The sequence below is a fragment of the Gemmobacter caeni genome (assembly GCF_003054195.1).
In the GTDB taxonomy this organism is placed as follows: domain Bacteria; phylum Pseudomonadota; class Alphaproteobacteria; order Rhodobacterales; family Rhodobacteraceae; genus Gemmobacter; species Gemmobacter caeni.
Window position 1 is genome coordinate 146,383 of sequence record NZ_QBKP01000008.1, and the last position, 13,949, is coordinate 160,331.

11 protein-coding genes and 2 tRNA genes are annotated in these 13,949 nt (G+C 62.1%); 10 read left to right on the forward strand and 3 right to left on the reverse strand.

The features are described from left to right. Window positions 1-28: 28 nt before the first annotated feature. The 5 genes from hypF to cybH all read left to right on the forward strand — a co-directional run bounded on the left by hypF (window position 29) and on the right by cybH (window position 6,687). Window positions 29-2,269 carry a carbamoyltransferase HypF gene (gene hypF / locus C8N34_RS13860; RefSeq protein ID WP_108129311.1) on the forward strand — a complete coding sequence of 747 codons (2,241 nt, stop codon included), beginning with the start codon at window positions 29-31 and terminating at the stop codon, window positions 2,267-2,269. 199 nt (window positions 2,270-2,468) lie between these two features. Then, window positions 2,469-3,554 (forward strand): hydrogenase small subunit, encoded by a 1,086-nt coding sequence (locus C8N34_RS13865; protein WP_054304675.1) that lies wholly within the window; start codon window positions 2,469-2,471, stop codon window positions 3,552-3,554. A gap of 3 nt (window positions 3,555-3,557) precedes the next feature. Then, entirely contained in the window at window positions 3,558-5,357 is a 1,800-nt protein-coding gene (locus C8N34_RS13870) for a nickel-dependent hydrogenase large subunit (RefSeq protein WP_054304674.1), read from the forward strand. 13 nt (window positions 5,358-5,370) lie between these two features. After that, a complete protein-coding gene (locus C8N34_RS13875) occupies window positions 5,371-5,943 on the forward strand; it encodes a HupE/UreJ family protein (RefSeq protein WP_054304673.1) in 573 nt (190 codons plus the stop codon). A gap of 3 nt (window positions 5,944-5,946) precedes the next feature. Further along, entirely contained in the window at window positions 5,947-6,687 is a 741-nt protein-coding gene (gene cybH / locus C8N34_RS13880) for a Ni/Fe-hydrogenase, b-type cytochrome subunit (protein ID WP_108129312.1), read from the forward strand. Window positions 6,688-6,751: 64 nt separating this feature from the next. Here cybH and purN read toward each other — a convergent pair whose 3' ends face one another. Continuing rightward, the gene (gene purN / locus C8N34_RS13885) at window positions 6,752-7,342 is read right to left on the reverse strand and encodes a phosphoribosylglycinamide formyltransferase (RefSeq protein ID WP_108129313.1); all 591 of its coding nucleotides are present in this window, start codon (window positions 7,340-7,342) and stop codon (window positions 6,752-6,754) included. Next, on the reverse strand, window positions 7,339-8,385 hold the full coding sequence (gene purM, locus C8N34_RS13890; RefSeq protein ID WP_054304698.1) for a phosphoribosylformylglycinamidine cyclo-ligase: 1,047 nt from the start codon (window positions 8,383-8,385) through the stop codon (window positions 7,339-7,341). The genes purN and purM overlap by 4 nt, the downstream gene beginning before the upstream one ends. Window positions 8,386-8,515: 130 nt before the next feature. On the opposite strand from purM, the gene C8N34_RS13895 reads away from it, so the two are divergent. Together C8N34_RS13895 and C8N34_RS13900 are read left to right on the forward strand one after the other, a co-directional pair. Further along, a tRNA-Ile gene (locus C8N34_RS13895) sits at window positions 8,516-8,591 on the forward strand. Between the two features lie 152 nt (window positions 8,592-8,743). Beyond that, window positions 8,744-9,892, forward strand: coding sequence for a tyrosine-type recombinase/integrase (locus C8N34_RS13900; RefSeq protein WP_108129314.1), 1,149 nt, complete (start codon window positions 8,744-8,746; stop codon window positions 9,890-9,892). A 299-nt stretch (window positions 9,893-10,191) separates the two neighbouring features. On the opposite strand, the gene C8N34_RS26380 is transcribed toward C8N34_RS13900, so the two are convergent. Beyond that, window positions 10,192-10,268: transfer RNA gene (locus tag C8N34_RS26380), tRNA-Gly, on the reverse strand. A gap of 609 nt (window positions 10,269-10,877) precedes the next feature. Between C8N34_RS26380 and C8N34_RS13905 the strand changes: the two genes are divergently transcribed. The 3 genes from C8N34_RS13905 to C8N34_RS13915 are packed head-to-tail and all read left to right on the forward strand — an operon-like array spanning window position 10,878 to window position 13,873. Continuing rightward, complete coding sequence (locus tag C8N34_RS13905) at window positions 10,878-11,048, forward strand: helix-turn-helix transcriptional regulator (protein ID WP_199750684.1); 171 nt, start codon at window positions 10,878-10,880, stop codon at window positions 11,046-11,048. A gap of 3 nt (window positions 11,049-11,051) precedes the next feature. After that, window positions 11,052-11,687, forward strand: coding sequence for a hypothetical protein (locus tag C8N34_RS13910; RefSeq protein WP_145693621.1), 636 nt, complete (start codon window positions 11,052-11,054; stop codon window positions 11,685-11,687). Continuing rightward, entirely contained in the window at window positions 11,684-13,873 is a 2,190-nt protein-coding gene (locus tag C8N34_RS13915; protein WP_108129317.1) for a terminase gpA endonuclease subunit, read from the forward strand. Before C8N34_RS13910 ends, C8N34_RS13915 begins: the two co-directional genes overlap by 4 nt. Window positions 13,874-13,949: the final 76 nt, after the last annotated feature.

Genomic DNA, 13,949 nt, shown 5'->3' on the forward strand with positions numbered 1-13,949 from the left:
GTGGATGCAGGCGGGGAGGGCAGGCAATATGAACGCTGTGGTCATACGGGTACGCGGGCAGGTGCAGGGCGTTGGCTTCAGGCCCTTCGTCTGGCAACTCGCGCAGGAATTTGGTCTGACCGGCCGTGTCTGGAATGACGCCGAAGGCGTGGGGATCGAGGCGGCGGGGCCGGGGCTGGATGGATTCGTAGCGGCGCTGACCGCGCGGGCGCCGAAACTGGCGCGCGTCGACGCGGTGGAGGTGGCGACGTTCGGCGGTGCCCTGCCGCCGGGGTTTGAAATCGCGGAAAGCCGGGGCAGGGGCGCGGAAACCCGCGTGACGCCGGATGCAGCGACCTGCGCCGCCTGTGCCACGGAAATTCGCGGGACGGGCCGCAGGCAGGGATATGCCTTCACCAATTGCACGCATTGCGGTCCGCGTTTCACCATTCTGAACGGGCTGCCCTATGATCGGGCGCAGACGACGATGGCGGCCTTTCCAATGTGTCCGGATTGCGCTGCGGAATACCGCGACCCTGCTGACCGGCGCTTCCATGCTCAGCCGGTTGCCTGCCCTGCCTGCGGCCCCCGGCTCTGGCTGGAGGTGGCGGGGCAGGATATGCCGGGCGACGCGGTCGCGCTGGCGGCAGATCTGTTGCGGGCGGGGGCGGTGTTGGCGATCAAGGGGCTTGGGGGCTTCCATCTGGCCTGCGACGCGGCAAATCCGGTGGCGGTGGCGACCCTTCGGCACCGCAAGTACCGGCCGTCGAAACCGCTGGCGCTGATGGCGCAGGAGGCGGCGCTGCAAGGTGTGGTGGTTCTGTCTGGGGCGGATCTGGCGCTGCTCCGTGACCCGGCGGCGCCCATCGTTCTGGCGCCGTCGCGCCAGATCCTGCCCGAGGTCGTGGCGCCGGGCATGGCCGAGCTTGGCGTGATGCTGCCCTATACCCCGCAGCACCATCTGCTGAGCGATGCTTTCGGCGGCGTTCTGGTGATGACGAGCGGCAACCTGTCCGGCGAGCCGCAGGTGACCGGCAATGCCGAGGCGCGCGAGAAGCTGTCGGGGTTCGCCGATGCCTTCCTCCTGCATGACCGCGAGATCGCGCGGCGGCTGGATGACAGTGTCGAACGCAGCACGCCGCCAATGGTGCTGCGCCGGGCGCGGGGGCGGGCGCCCGGAACGCTGGCCCTGCCGCCGGGATTTGAGGCTGCGCCGCAGGTGCTGGCGCTGGGCGGGCAGATGAAGGGTGCCATCTGCCTGACGAAGAACGGACAGGCGCTGCCGGGGCATCACCTGGGCGATCTGGATGACGCGCTTTGTGCCGATGAATTCGGAAAGGCGGTGGCCGATTACCGGGCGCTGTTCGATCATCGCCCCGAACTGGTCGCCGTCGATGCCCATCCCGGTTATCGCGCGACCCAGGCCGGGAAAGCCATGGGCCTTCCGGTGACGGAGGTCTGGCATCACCACGCTCATATGGCCGCCTGTCTGGCCGAGAACGGCTGGCCGCTGGAGGGGGGAAATGTGGCGGCGATTGTCCTTGATGGCACCGGCCTCGGCCCTGACGGAACGCTCTGGGGAGGTGAGGTGCTGTTTGGCGATTACCGTGGGTTCGAACGCAGGTTCTGGCTGAAACCCGCCCCGCTGATCGGGGGCGACAAAGCGGCGCGCGAACCCTGGCGCAATGCACTGGTGCGACTCGATCAGGCGGGGCTGCCCGACTGGGCGGATGCGTTGTTTCCGGGTCGTCCGCGCGATCTGGCGAGGCAGGCGGCGGCCAGGGGAATCAACGCGCCGATGTCCTCCAGCGCGGGGCGGCTGTTCGATGCGGTGGCGGCCTGTCTGGACATTTGCGCGGAGGGGCAAAGCTACGAGGGCGAGGCCGCGATGCGGCTGGAGGCGCTGACACGTCATGCGCCGGATCAGGGTTGCGGGTATGAACTGACCCTGCACGGGACCGAATTCGACCCGGCTCCGCTCTGGCCCGCAATGCGCGATGACCTGCGGCACGGCCTGCCGACCGAGGTGATAGCTGAACGGTTTCACGCCGGGCTGGGGCAGGCATTCGCCGGTGCCGCGCGTCAGCTGGTCGAAAGCGGCGCGGCGCAGGCGGTGGTGCTGTCGGGGGGGTGCTTCCAGAACACGCGCCTGCTGTCGGCGGTGGAGGCGGGGCTGCGTGGGTTGCCGGTGCTGAGCCATCGCCTCACGCCCGCCAATGACGGCGGGCTGGCGCTGGGGCAGGCGGTTGTCGCGGCGGCGCGGAGCTTGGGCGGTGCGGAAAGCCGCTGACCGCCTGTCCGGGCAAGTGATTAGCCCGCGACCGGCGCGGCCTAGCCATATCTGCATCAACTATATGAAATAAAATAAGATTACTTCCGGCATACTGGTGCACACTTTCATTTTGTGCGGCCGGTCAGGGCCTGTTTTCCTGTGCAGCGGGAGCCTGCGCCATTTGGCCGTGGGGTGGAACGATGAAGGGAGGCCAGCCTTGAGCCAGATCGAAACCTTCTATGAGGTGATGCGCAAACAGGGGATCACCCGGCGCAGCTTCATGAAATATTGCGCGCTGACCGCCAGCGCGCTGGGCCTTGGCCCGGCCTTCGTGCCGAAGATCGCACATGCGATGGAAACCAAGCCGCGCACGCCGGTCATCTGGGTGAACGGGCTGGAGTGCACCTGCTGTTCGGAAAGCTTCATCCGGGGGGCGCATCCGCTGGCCAAGGATGTGGTGCTGTCGATGATCTCGCTCGACTATTCCCACACTCTGATGGCTGCCGCCGGGCATCATGCCGAAGCCGCGCTGCAAGAGACCATCGACAAATACAAGGGCAATTACATCCTCGCGGTCGAGGGCAATCCGCCGCTGAACGAGGATGGCATGTTCTGCATCGTCGGCGGCAAACCCTTTGTCGAGCAACTGAAACATGCCGCCGAACACGCCAAGGCCGTGATCAGCTGGGGCGCCTGCGCATCTTACGGCTGTGTGCAGGCGGCGGCGCCGAACCCGACGCGCGCGACGCCGGTGCACAAGGTCATCACCGACAAGCCGATCATCAAGGTGCCCGGCTGCCCGCCCATCGCCGAGGTGATGACCGGCGTGATCACCTACATGCTGACCTTCGACCGCCTGCCCGAACTGGACCGTCAGGGCCGCCCGGCAATGTTCTACGGGCAGCGAATCCATGACAAATGCTATCGCCGCCCGCATTTCGACGCAGGCCAGTTCGTCGAGCACTGGGACGACGAGAATGCGCGCAAGGGCTATTGCCTTTACAAGATGGGCTGCAAGGGGCCGACCACCTATAACGCCTGTTCCACCGTGCGCTGGAACGAGGGCGTCAGCTTCCCGATCCAGTCGGGCCATGGCTGCATCGGCTGTTCCGAGGACGGATTCTGGGATCAGGGCTCTTTCTATGACCGGCTGACCAACATCAAACAATTCGGCATCGAAGCCAATGCCGATAAGGTGGGCATGACCGCTGCCGGTGTGGTGGGCGGTGCCGTTGCGGTGCATGCCGCCATATCCGCGCTGAAGCGGGCCCAGAAGAAGAACCAAGAGAAAGTGGAGGGTTAAGCCATGGGAGTGACGACGCCGAATGGCTTCACCCTTGATACGGCAGGGCAGCGCGTGGTGGTCGATCCGGTGTGCCGGATCGAGGGCCACATGCGCTGCGAGGTGAACGTGGACGAGAACAACATGATCCGCAACGCCGTCTCGACCGGGACGATGTGGCGCGGGCTGGAGGTCATTCTGAAGGGTCGTGACCCGCGGGATGCCTGGGCCTTCACCGAACGGATCTGCGGGGTCTGCACAGGCACGCATGCGCTGACCTCGGTGCGCGCGGTCGAGGATGCGCTGGGGATCACCATTCCCGACAATGCCAACTCGATCCGCAACATCATGCAGCTGAACCTGCAAATCCATGACCATGTCGTGCACTTCTATCACCTGCATGCTCTGGACTGGGTGAACCCGGTCAACGCGCTGAAGGCCGATCCCAAGGCGACCAGCGAATTGCAGCAGATGGTGTCGCCCAACCACCCGCTGTCCTCGCCCGGTTATTTCCGCGATGTGCAGAACCGTCTGAAATCCTTTGTGGAATCCGGGCAACTCGGGATCTTCAAAAATGGCTACTGGGATAACCCGGCCTATCTTTTGCCGCCCGAAGCCGATCTGATGGCGACCACGCATTATCTGGAAGCGCTGGATCTGCAAAAGGAGATCGTGAAAATCCACACGATCTTCGGCGGCAAGAACCCGCATCCGAACTGGCTGGTGGGGGGGGTGCCCTGTCCGATCAACGTGCATTCCACCGGCGCGGTGGGCGCGATCAACATGGAGCGCCTGAACCTCGTTTCGTCGATCATCGACAAATGCATCGAATTCAACCGCAACGTCTATCTGCCCGATGTCGTCGCCATCGGCGGCTTCTACAAGAGCTGGCTCTATGGCGGCGGCCTGTCGGGAAAATCCGTGCTGGCCTATGGCGACATTCCCGAAAATGCCAATGATTTCAGCCCCGGCCAGCTTTATCTGCCGCGCGGCGCGATCATCAACGGCAACCTGAACGAAGTGCAGGATGTCGACCAGCGCGACCCGGAGCAGATCCAGGAATATGTCGACCATTCCTGGTACGAATATGCGGGCGCCGAACCGGGCAAGGGCCTGCATCCCTGGGATGGCATCACCAGCCCGAAGTTCGAGCTCGGGCCCAATGCCAAGGGCAGCAAGACCAATATCGAACAGCTTGACGAGGGCGGGAAATACAGCTGGATCAAGGCGCCGCGCTGGAAGGGGCATGCGATGGAGGTGGGGCCGCTGGCCCGCTATGTCGTGGGCTATGCCAAGGGACATGAGGATATCCGGAACCAGGTGGACGGGTTGTTGCGGACGATGGACCTGCCGCTGAATGCGATCTTTTCGACCCTGGGACGCACGGCGGCACGGGCGCTGGAATCCGAATATTGCGGCCGTCTTCAGAAGCATTTCTTCGACAAGCTGGTCGCCAATATCAAGGCCGGAGATGAAAGCACCGCCAATATCGCCAAATGGGACCCCTCGACCTGGCCGAAAGAGGCGAAGGGCGTGGGCGCGACAGAGGCGCCGCGCGGGGCGCTGGGCCACTGGATCAAGATCAAGGATGGCCGCATCGAAAACTATCAATGCGTTGTGCCAACCACCTGGAACGGCTCGCCACGGGACGTGGCAGGCAACATCGGTGCTTTTGAGGCCAGCCTGATGGATACCAAGGTCGAACGCCCCGAAGAGCCGGTCGAAATCCTGCGCACGCTGCACAGCTTTGACCCATGTCTGGCCTGCTCGACCCATGTCATGTCGCCCGATGGTCAGGAGCTGGCCAGGGTCAAGGTTCGCTGAGGGAGGAAAAGCGATGAAGAAACTGACACTTGCCGGTCTGCTTGCTCTGCTGGCCGCCCCGGCGATGGCCCATACCGGGCATGGCGCGACCGATGGGTTCCTGCACGGTTTCCTGCATCCGCTGAGTGGGGCCGATCACCTTCTGGCGATGCTTGCCGTGGGCCTGTGGTCGGGCTTCGTGCTGCCGCGCCGGGTCTGGATGGGCGCGCTCACCTTCATGACCGCGATGACGGCAGGGGCGGCGGTGGCCTGGGCCGGGTTTTCGCTGCCGCTGCTGGAAAGCTGGATCACGCTGTCCGTGCTGGCTTTCGGTCTCATCACGCTGTTCAGCCGCCGCGGACAGGCAGAGGGCATCACGCAGGCCACGCTGACGGCAATCGGCCTGTTTGCATTCTGTCACGGTCAGGCTCATGCCATCGAGGCGCTGGGCGATGTGCCCACCTATCTTGGCGGTTTCCTGCTGGCGACGGCCCTGCTGCATCTGGCAGGGATCGGGCTGGCCCGTGGCCTGGCGGAACGCAGTATGGCGCAGCGGCTGATGGGCGCGGGGATTGCGGCTTCCGGTCTTTACCTTCTGGTGGGCTGAGCCATGGCAAGCCCTTCCTCCAACATCGCGGCACATGATGTCGCGCCCGAGGATATGGCGACGGTCAGTCGCCAGACCTCGATCTATGTCTACGAGGCGCCGGTGCGGATCTGGCACTGGGTCAATGCGGCGGCCATTCTGGTGCTTTGCGTGACGGGGTATTTCATCGGTCGGCCACCGCCCTCCATGCAGATCGGCGAAGCGGTGGAGCAGTTTGTCTTCGGCTATATCCGTTTCGCCCATTTCGCCGCCGGAATGGTGCTGACGGTCGGTTTTCTGGGCCGTGCCTACTGGGCCATTGTCGGCAACCATCATGCCCGGCAGCTGTTCTATGTGCCGGTCTGGCGCGGGCATTTCTGGAAAGAGGTCTGGTTCGAGATCCAGTGGTATCTGTTCCTCGCGAAAGAGCCGAAGAAATATGTGGGTCACAACCCGCTCGCGCAACTGGCGATGTTTTTCTTCCTGACGCTGGGGGGCAGCTTCATGATCGTGACCGGCCTCGCCCTTTACGCCGAAGGCGCGCAGGAGGGCAGCCTGACGCATCTGCTGTTCGGATGGGTGCATGGTCTGGTCTGGAACACCCAGCGCCTGCACACGCTGCATCATCTGGGCATGTGGTGGATCGTCATTTTCATGATCGTCCACATCTATGTCGCGATCCGCGAGGACATCATGAGCCGCCAGTCCATCGTCTCGACGATGATCTCCGGGCACCGCACCTTCAAGGATGACCGGCCGGACTGACGGTGGGAGCGTGTCGCGCGGGCAGGGGCCGGGGGGAAACCTTCGGCCCCTGGCTGTTCGGTGCTCAGGGCAGGAGGACGGGCGTCCGGTCCCCGCCAGCGTAGCGGCGCAGCACGGCGGGATAAAGCCGGTGTTCCTGCACCAGCACCCGCGCCGCAAGGCTGTCGGCGCTGTCTCCCGGCATCACCGGCACCCGCGCCTGACCCAGCACCGGGCCATCGTCCAGCACCGCAGTCACCTCATGCACTGTGCAACCGGCCTCGGCATCGCCCGCATCCAGTGCACGCTGATGCGTGTGCAGCCCCGGATATTTCGGCAGCAGCGAGGGGTGGATGTTCAGCATCCGCCCTTCGAACCGGCTGACGAAAGCCGGGGTCAGCACCCGCATGAAGCCCGCGAGGCACAGGATATCCGGCTCCGCCGCCTCGATATGTTTCAGAAGTTCGGCCTCGAAGCCCGCGCGGTCCTTGCCGAAGGGGCGGTGATCCACCGCCGCCGTCGCAATCCCGGACGCCGCGGCCTTCGCCAGCCCGCCCGCGCCCGGATCGTTCGACGCGACCAGCACCGCGCGCGCCGGATGATCGCCGGTCATCGAATGGACCAGCGCCACCATGTTGGAGCCACCCCCGGAAATCAGGATGGCGACGCGCTTCACAGCAGGCGGCCCTTGTAGATCACGCCCTCGCCCGCCACCACACGGCCCATGCGGCAGACAGTCTCGCCCTCGGCGCGCAGCAGCGCCTCGATCTCGTCGGCGCGGTCGGCGGCAACCGCCAGCATCATGCCGATGCCGCAGTTGAAGGTCTTGAGCAGCTCCGGCTCGCTCATCCCCGCCGTTTCCGCCAGCCAGCGGAACACCGGTGGCAGGGTCCATGCACCAAGGTCGATCTCGCAGGCGAGGCCCTCGGGCAGCACGCGGGGCGGGTTTTCGGTCAGGCCGCCGCCGGTGATATGCGCCAGCGCATGCACGCCGCCCGCCCGCACCGCCTTCAGCGCCTGTTTCACATAAAGCCGCGTCGGCGCCAGCAGCGCCGCGCCCAGCGTGCCCTCGCTGAAGGGCGAGGCCGCATCCCAGCCCAGACCCGACAGTTCCACCACCTTGCGCACGAAGCTGTAGCCGTTGGAATGAACCCCGTTGGAACCCAGCCCCAACAGCACGTCGCCCTCGGCCACGGCCTTCGGCAGATCCTCGCCGCGTTCCATCGCGCCGACCGCGAAACCGGCGAGGTCGAAATCGCCCTTGTGATACATGCCCGGCATTTCGGCCGTCTCGCCACCGATCAGCGCGCAGCCCGACTGAACGCAGCCCTCTGCAATGCCCTCGACGATGCGGGCGGCCTGATCCACGTCCAGCTTGCCGGTGGCAAAGTAATCAAGGAAGAACAACGGCTCGGCGCCTTGGCAGACCAGATCGTTGACACACATCGCCACGAGGTCGATCCCGATCGTATCGACATTGCCGGTGTCGATGGCGATGCGCAGCTTGGTGCCCACACCATCGGTGGCGCCGACGAGGATCGGATCGCTGTAGCCTGCCGCCTTCAGATCGAACAACGCACCAAAGCCGCCCAGCCCCGAAACGGTGCCCGAACGGTTGGTCCGCTTCGCCGCCGGCTTGATGCGCTCGACCAGCGCATTGCCCGCGTCGATGTCCACACCGGCGTCGGCATAGGTCAGTCCGTTCTTCTGCGTGGTCATGGCGGGCCCCTCGTCACGGCGATTCATCCGGCCCTGCGCTTACCGCAAGGCGGCCAGCGGGGCCAGAGGAAACCGCCCGCCGCCCGCAGGCTTGACCCCCTGTCGCCTTGTGCTAAACGCAGGTCAGGCCGGGCCTGTAGCTCAATGGTCAGAGCAGGGCGCTCATAACGCCTTGGTTGGGGGTTCGAGTCCCTCCGGGCCTACCATTCGCCTTTTTCATGCGTCCAGAGCCGTCCGAGACACCGGCTTAGACGCATGAAAACAAGGCATTTTGATAGATGATCTTTTTCATTTGTCCCTATGCGTCCAGATGCCTGTTGGTATAATCGTTGGTATCAGACAGCGAGACGATACCAACATGACTTTGACCGACAACGCCTGCAAGAACGCCAAGCCTTCGGATGCGGCCAGAAAGATGTCGGATGGGGGCGGTCTTTACCTGTTTGTTACCCCGAGCGGTTCGAAATTATGGAGGATGAACTACCGCTTCGAGGGGAAGCAGAAGACCCTATCCTTCGGCGCTTACCCGGCAGTAGGGCTCAAGGATGCCAGGGCGCACAGGGACAAGGCCAAGAGCGTTCTGGCTTCCGGTCGAGATCCTGCCGCGCAGACCGCAACTGAGGATAGCTTCGAGGCAGTTGCGCGAGAATGGCATCGCAGCAACGAAACCAAGTGGGTGCCGCAACATTCAGCACGGGTTCTGAGCAGACTGGTGCAGGATGTTTTTCCAGAGATCGGCGGGACGCGGGTTTCGGAGATCACTCCGTCCCATGTGCTTGCTGTTCTGAGAAAGGTAGAAGGTCGCGGTGTGCGGGACACGCCTCGCCGGCTGCGACAGTCGATCAGCTCGGTGTTCCGGTACGCGGTGGCATCGGGTCTGACGCAGCTGGACCCGGCAGCGAGCATTCACGACGCACTGAAAGCGCGGCCGAAAACAAAACACAGGGCGGCGCTGAAGCCAGAGGAATTGCCGGAATTTTTCGCCAGACTGGCAAAATATGCCGGCAACCCGGTGACTGCCAAGGCGATCTATTTCACGATGCTGACCATGACCCGCACCGCGGAAGTTCGCTTCGCCACCTGGGCAGAATTTCAGGGGGACACATGGAGGATTCCGGCCGAGCGGATGAAGATGGGGAAAGAGCACCTTGTCCCACTTTCACCTCAGGCGCAGGCAGTTCTGGCCACGCTGGACAGATCGACGGAATGGGTGTTTCCGGGTGTCCGCGGAAGCATGTCCGAAAACACGATGATCTATGCGCTTTACCGGATGGGATACCACAGCAGGGTCACTGTTCACGGCATGCGGTCTCTGGCCTCGACCATGATGAACGAAAGTGGCTTGTGGCGGGCGGATGCGATCGAGCGCCAGCTTGCTCATACCCCGAAGAACGAAGTGCGTGCCGCCTATAATGCTGCGCTATACTGGTCTGAACGGTGCCGGATGATGAACTGGTGGGGAGACTGGATCGAGCAGCAAAAGATGCTCGGTGAAATGTTGGGGTGAGCGCGGGCCACATTTCAGGGGTTCCAAAGGTGCCCGTGGAAGTCAGCATCCCGCTTTCACTTCACCACTCAGGGGCCGCGCTCAGGAGGATGCATCTGCCGCGACTTGCTAAGCCGGTCACGCGGCGATCCTTGGTGTAAACCGGCGTCCTTTTGATGCACCCGCCAGAAAGCGGTGCCGCTATTTCCCGGCTGCCAGGTCGGCATGGATCGGCCACGACCATCGTTGGCGCACTGCTCCCATGCTGAGTGGGCCGTAGCCCTGATGCAACCCTATCGGGCCATCGTGCAAGGTGAGCGCGGGCCGGATAGGATTTGAACCTATATAAGCTACACATCGGAATTACGCCCCGTAACCAAAATTCGGCACCGGACTCCGCGCTCACGAGGTCACAGATTTACCGGGTTTCCCCGGAAACATGGCAGGTGGCCACCTTACTCACTGTCTAACAATGCCGAGGTGCGACCCCGATGCCGGATGTGAGAACCATGTCAATCTGTGACCGCGTGAAAGCGGTTGCGGGTTGGGTGTATTGCGGCTCCCGCCTTCCGCTTGTTCCGACACCCTCGGCATGACCCATAACCGGCATCCAGGTCAACATTTCTCCTATCACCTTTCGGCAAGAGGCCGGTAGAAACACAAGTTGAGCGTGGGCCGTTCGCACGGACTTGAACCGCTGTCACCCGCTTTCACGCTGGTAGGCTTTACCCACAGCACTCGTTGCCGAACCACGCTCAGGAGGATGCTGAAAGGCCCTTTTGGTTTCACCCGCTCGCTCATCCTTGAGGAGTCTTGCTCTACGGGTCACTCATTCAGCATCCGCCAGAAAGCGGTTGCGCGGTTATCGAGACGCGCCCCTCGGGGTCGGTTGTGAATTTGAATACCACCTCGCATCCACAAATCAATATTGGCGTGATTCGTGTTGCTTTGCAAGTTAAAAGTGATAATCTGAATCCATCAAGTCACCGCCATGACGAGGGGAAGCATGTTTTTGAGAATCGGAGAAGTGATCAAGCGTACCGGGCTCGCCCGCAGCACGATCTATCAGATGGCAAGGGAGGGGAGGTTCCCGCCGCCGCGCCGCATTTCCTATCGCGTATCGGCGTGGGTCGAAGGCGAGATCGTCGCCTGGCAAGAAAAGTTCGTGAAGGGTTGATCCGTGACTGATGATCTGGACGCACTTCTCGGGCCTCCGTCGCCTCGACCTGAGCCTGAGCCCCATCCATCCATGTTCCGCAAGCCGGTTGGGGTGACCTTTCTCGCTCAGGTCGTCGGCAAACAGCCCTACCAGATCGAGAAGCGCCTGGCGAAGTGTCCGGTCAAGGAATGGGATCGCCGTGGTGCGAAGTCGCACCCGAAGTATGATTTCGTCGAGGCGATGGGCTACCTGATCAATCCCAAAATCGACATCGAGGATTGGCTGTCATCGAAAAATGCAGCCAGCCTCCCGCCGTACATCAACAAGATGTTCTGGGATTCTGCCATGCAGCGCATCCGTGTGATGAACGCTGCCGGTGACCTTTGGCATACCGAAGATGTTCTCGTCGTGATGGGAAGAGTCGCCCTTCTTATCAAGGAAGAAGCGAAAAACTGGATCGAGGATCTTCCTGAAAAGGATCAGTTGAGCAACGAGCAGTATGAATTTCTGCTGGGGGCTGTCGACCGGCTGATTTCTTCAGTTCGCAACCGTCTGATTGACCTTCCCAAGGAGGGTCTGACGCGGGCGAGCATGTCCGACACCATCATTTCCGAACTCGAAGCAAGCGGCGAGATGCCGTCGCAAGAGGACGAATGACAGCCAGGACCATTAAGGCCCCATCCGTAAGAGACCTGGCTGAGGCGGCCAGGTATCATGGGATCGAAGAGATTGCGGCAAAAGCATTCGACATGATGCAGCCGGCAGAGCGGCTGACAGTGGCGCAATGCGCACAAGAATACATGTTTTTCGGATCAGGGTCCGGGCACAAGACCCGATGGTCGCCGCTCAAGACCCCATATCTGATCGAACCGATGAACATGCTGACGAGCCTGGACCATCAGGGCATGATTTTCGTTGGCCCGGCCCGAACCGGCAAAACGGCAATGTCTCTGGGGTGGATGGCGCATACGGTCATCACCGATCCGGCAGACATGCTTTACGTTCAGATGGACCGGGAAAATGCTCGCAAGTTTTCCAACGGGGATCTGCAACGTTTTCTCGTGGCGTCGGATGAGGTGCGCAAGCGCCAGCTCACCAAGCGTCAGATGGATAACACCTTCGACAAGACGTTTGAGTCGGGGATGCGGTTTCTGCTGACCTACCCGACTGCCTCCAACCTGTCGAACATCACCGTCGGCCGGGTCTGGCTGATCGACTATGAACGCATGGACGATGATGTTGGCGGCGAAGGCACGCCCTACGACATGGCGGCGAAGCGGACGCAAACCTTCGGGCGCCGCGGGATGACCGTAGCCGAGGCGTCCCCGAACCCGAACAAGGAAATCACCGATCCGAAGTGGGCACCCCAATCCCCACATCAGGCCCCGCCGATCAAAGGCATTTTCGAACTCTACAATCGTGGTGATCGCCGCAGGTTCTATTGGTTTTGCCCGAAGTGCGGATCTCCGTTCGAGCCGGATTTCAAACACCTCGTCGGTTACGAGGACGCTCGCGACATGCTTGAGGCGCGGGAGAAAACCTACATGCGGTGTCCGGTCAGAGGTTGTCCGATCGAGCCGAAATACAAAGACGCCATGAACATGAAGGGTGTCTGGGTGCCCGACTGGGCGCGCGTCGATGCAGATGGCGTCATCTCCCCTATTCGCGAAGACGGTTACATCGCTCGATCAAACATCGCCTCCTTCTGGTTGAAGGGACCGGCCGCAGGTTACGTCACATGGGGCGAACTTGCTGCAAAATACCTCACCGCGACGAAGGCGCTCGAAGAGACCGGAGACGACGGGCCGCTGCGCACCACGATCACCGTGGATCAGGGGAGTTATTACATCCCGGCCTCGCGTCTGTCCGAACGATCCCCGGAACAGCTGAAAGAAAAGGCAGAAGACTGGGGGTCGACCGAGGAAGAACCGACAATCCCACCATGGGTGCGGTTCCTCGTTGCCACCATCGACGTGCAGAAAACCTGCTTCGTGGTTCAGATCAACGGCTATACCTCATCTGGAGATCTTGTCGTCATCGACGGCTTCAAACTGCGCTTGTCGGATCGACGCAACGCAGACGGAGACAGGTTGCCGATGGACCCAGCCGCCTATGGTGAGGACTGGGATATTCTGGTGCGCGAGGTGATGCGGAAAACCTACGCGCTGTCCGACGGTAGCGGTCGCCGCATGGCGATCCGGGCAACAGGATGCGACTCCGGTGGCGCGGAGGGGGTGACAACGCACGCCTATAATTTGTGGCGCCGTCTCAAGCAGACAGAGGACGGGCTTCATCGTCGCTTCATTCTGGTGAAAGGTGAGCCGAGCAAGACGGCCCCGAGAGCCCGCGCGACGTGGCCGGATTCCTCTCGCAAGGACAAGTATGCCGTTGCGCGCGGGGATGTGCCGGTCCTTCTGCTCAATTCCAACCTCGTAAAGGATCTGGTCAGCGGGATGTTGGCGCGCACCGTGGGCCAGGAGGATCAAAACGAGATAGGTGTCAGTGGCAGGGTTCGTTTCCCGACATGGATGCAGCCGTGGTTCTACAATCAGATGACCACGGAAATTCGCACCGAGAAAGGCTGGGAGAATCCCCGTCGCCGTCGAAATGAAGCGTGGGACTTGAGCTGTTACGCCATGGGTATCGTGGTGCGGCCTATCGAGAGGGAGGCGCCGTGGGTGCATTTCGGTATCGAACGCATCGACTGGACCAATCCTCCGACATGGGCGGCCGAGTGGGATGACAACGATTTCATCGTCAACCCGGAAGCCGATGAAAGTACGGTCGCAGAGAAGCAGAAATCCAAACCGAGCTTCGCTGATCTAGCTTCACGACTGGCCTGATGCTGCGGTTCGCTCTTTCATTCTTGCTTTGATAAAAGTCACTTTATTAGTGATAATCAAGTTATTATTGCAAGAA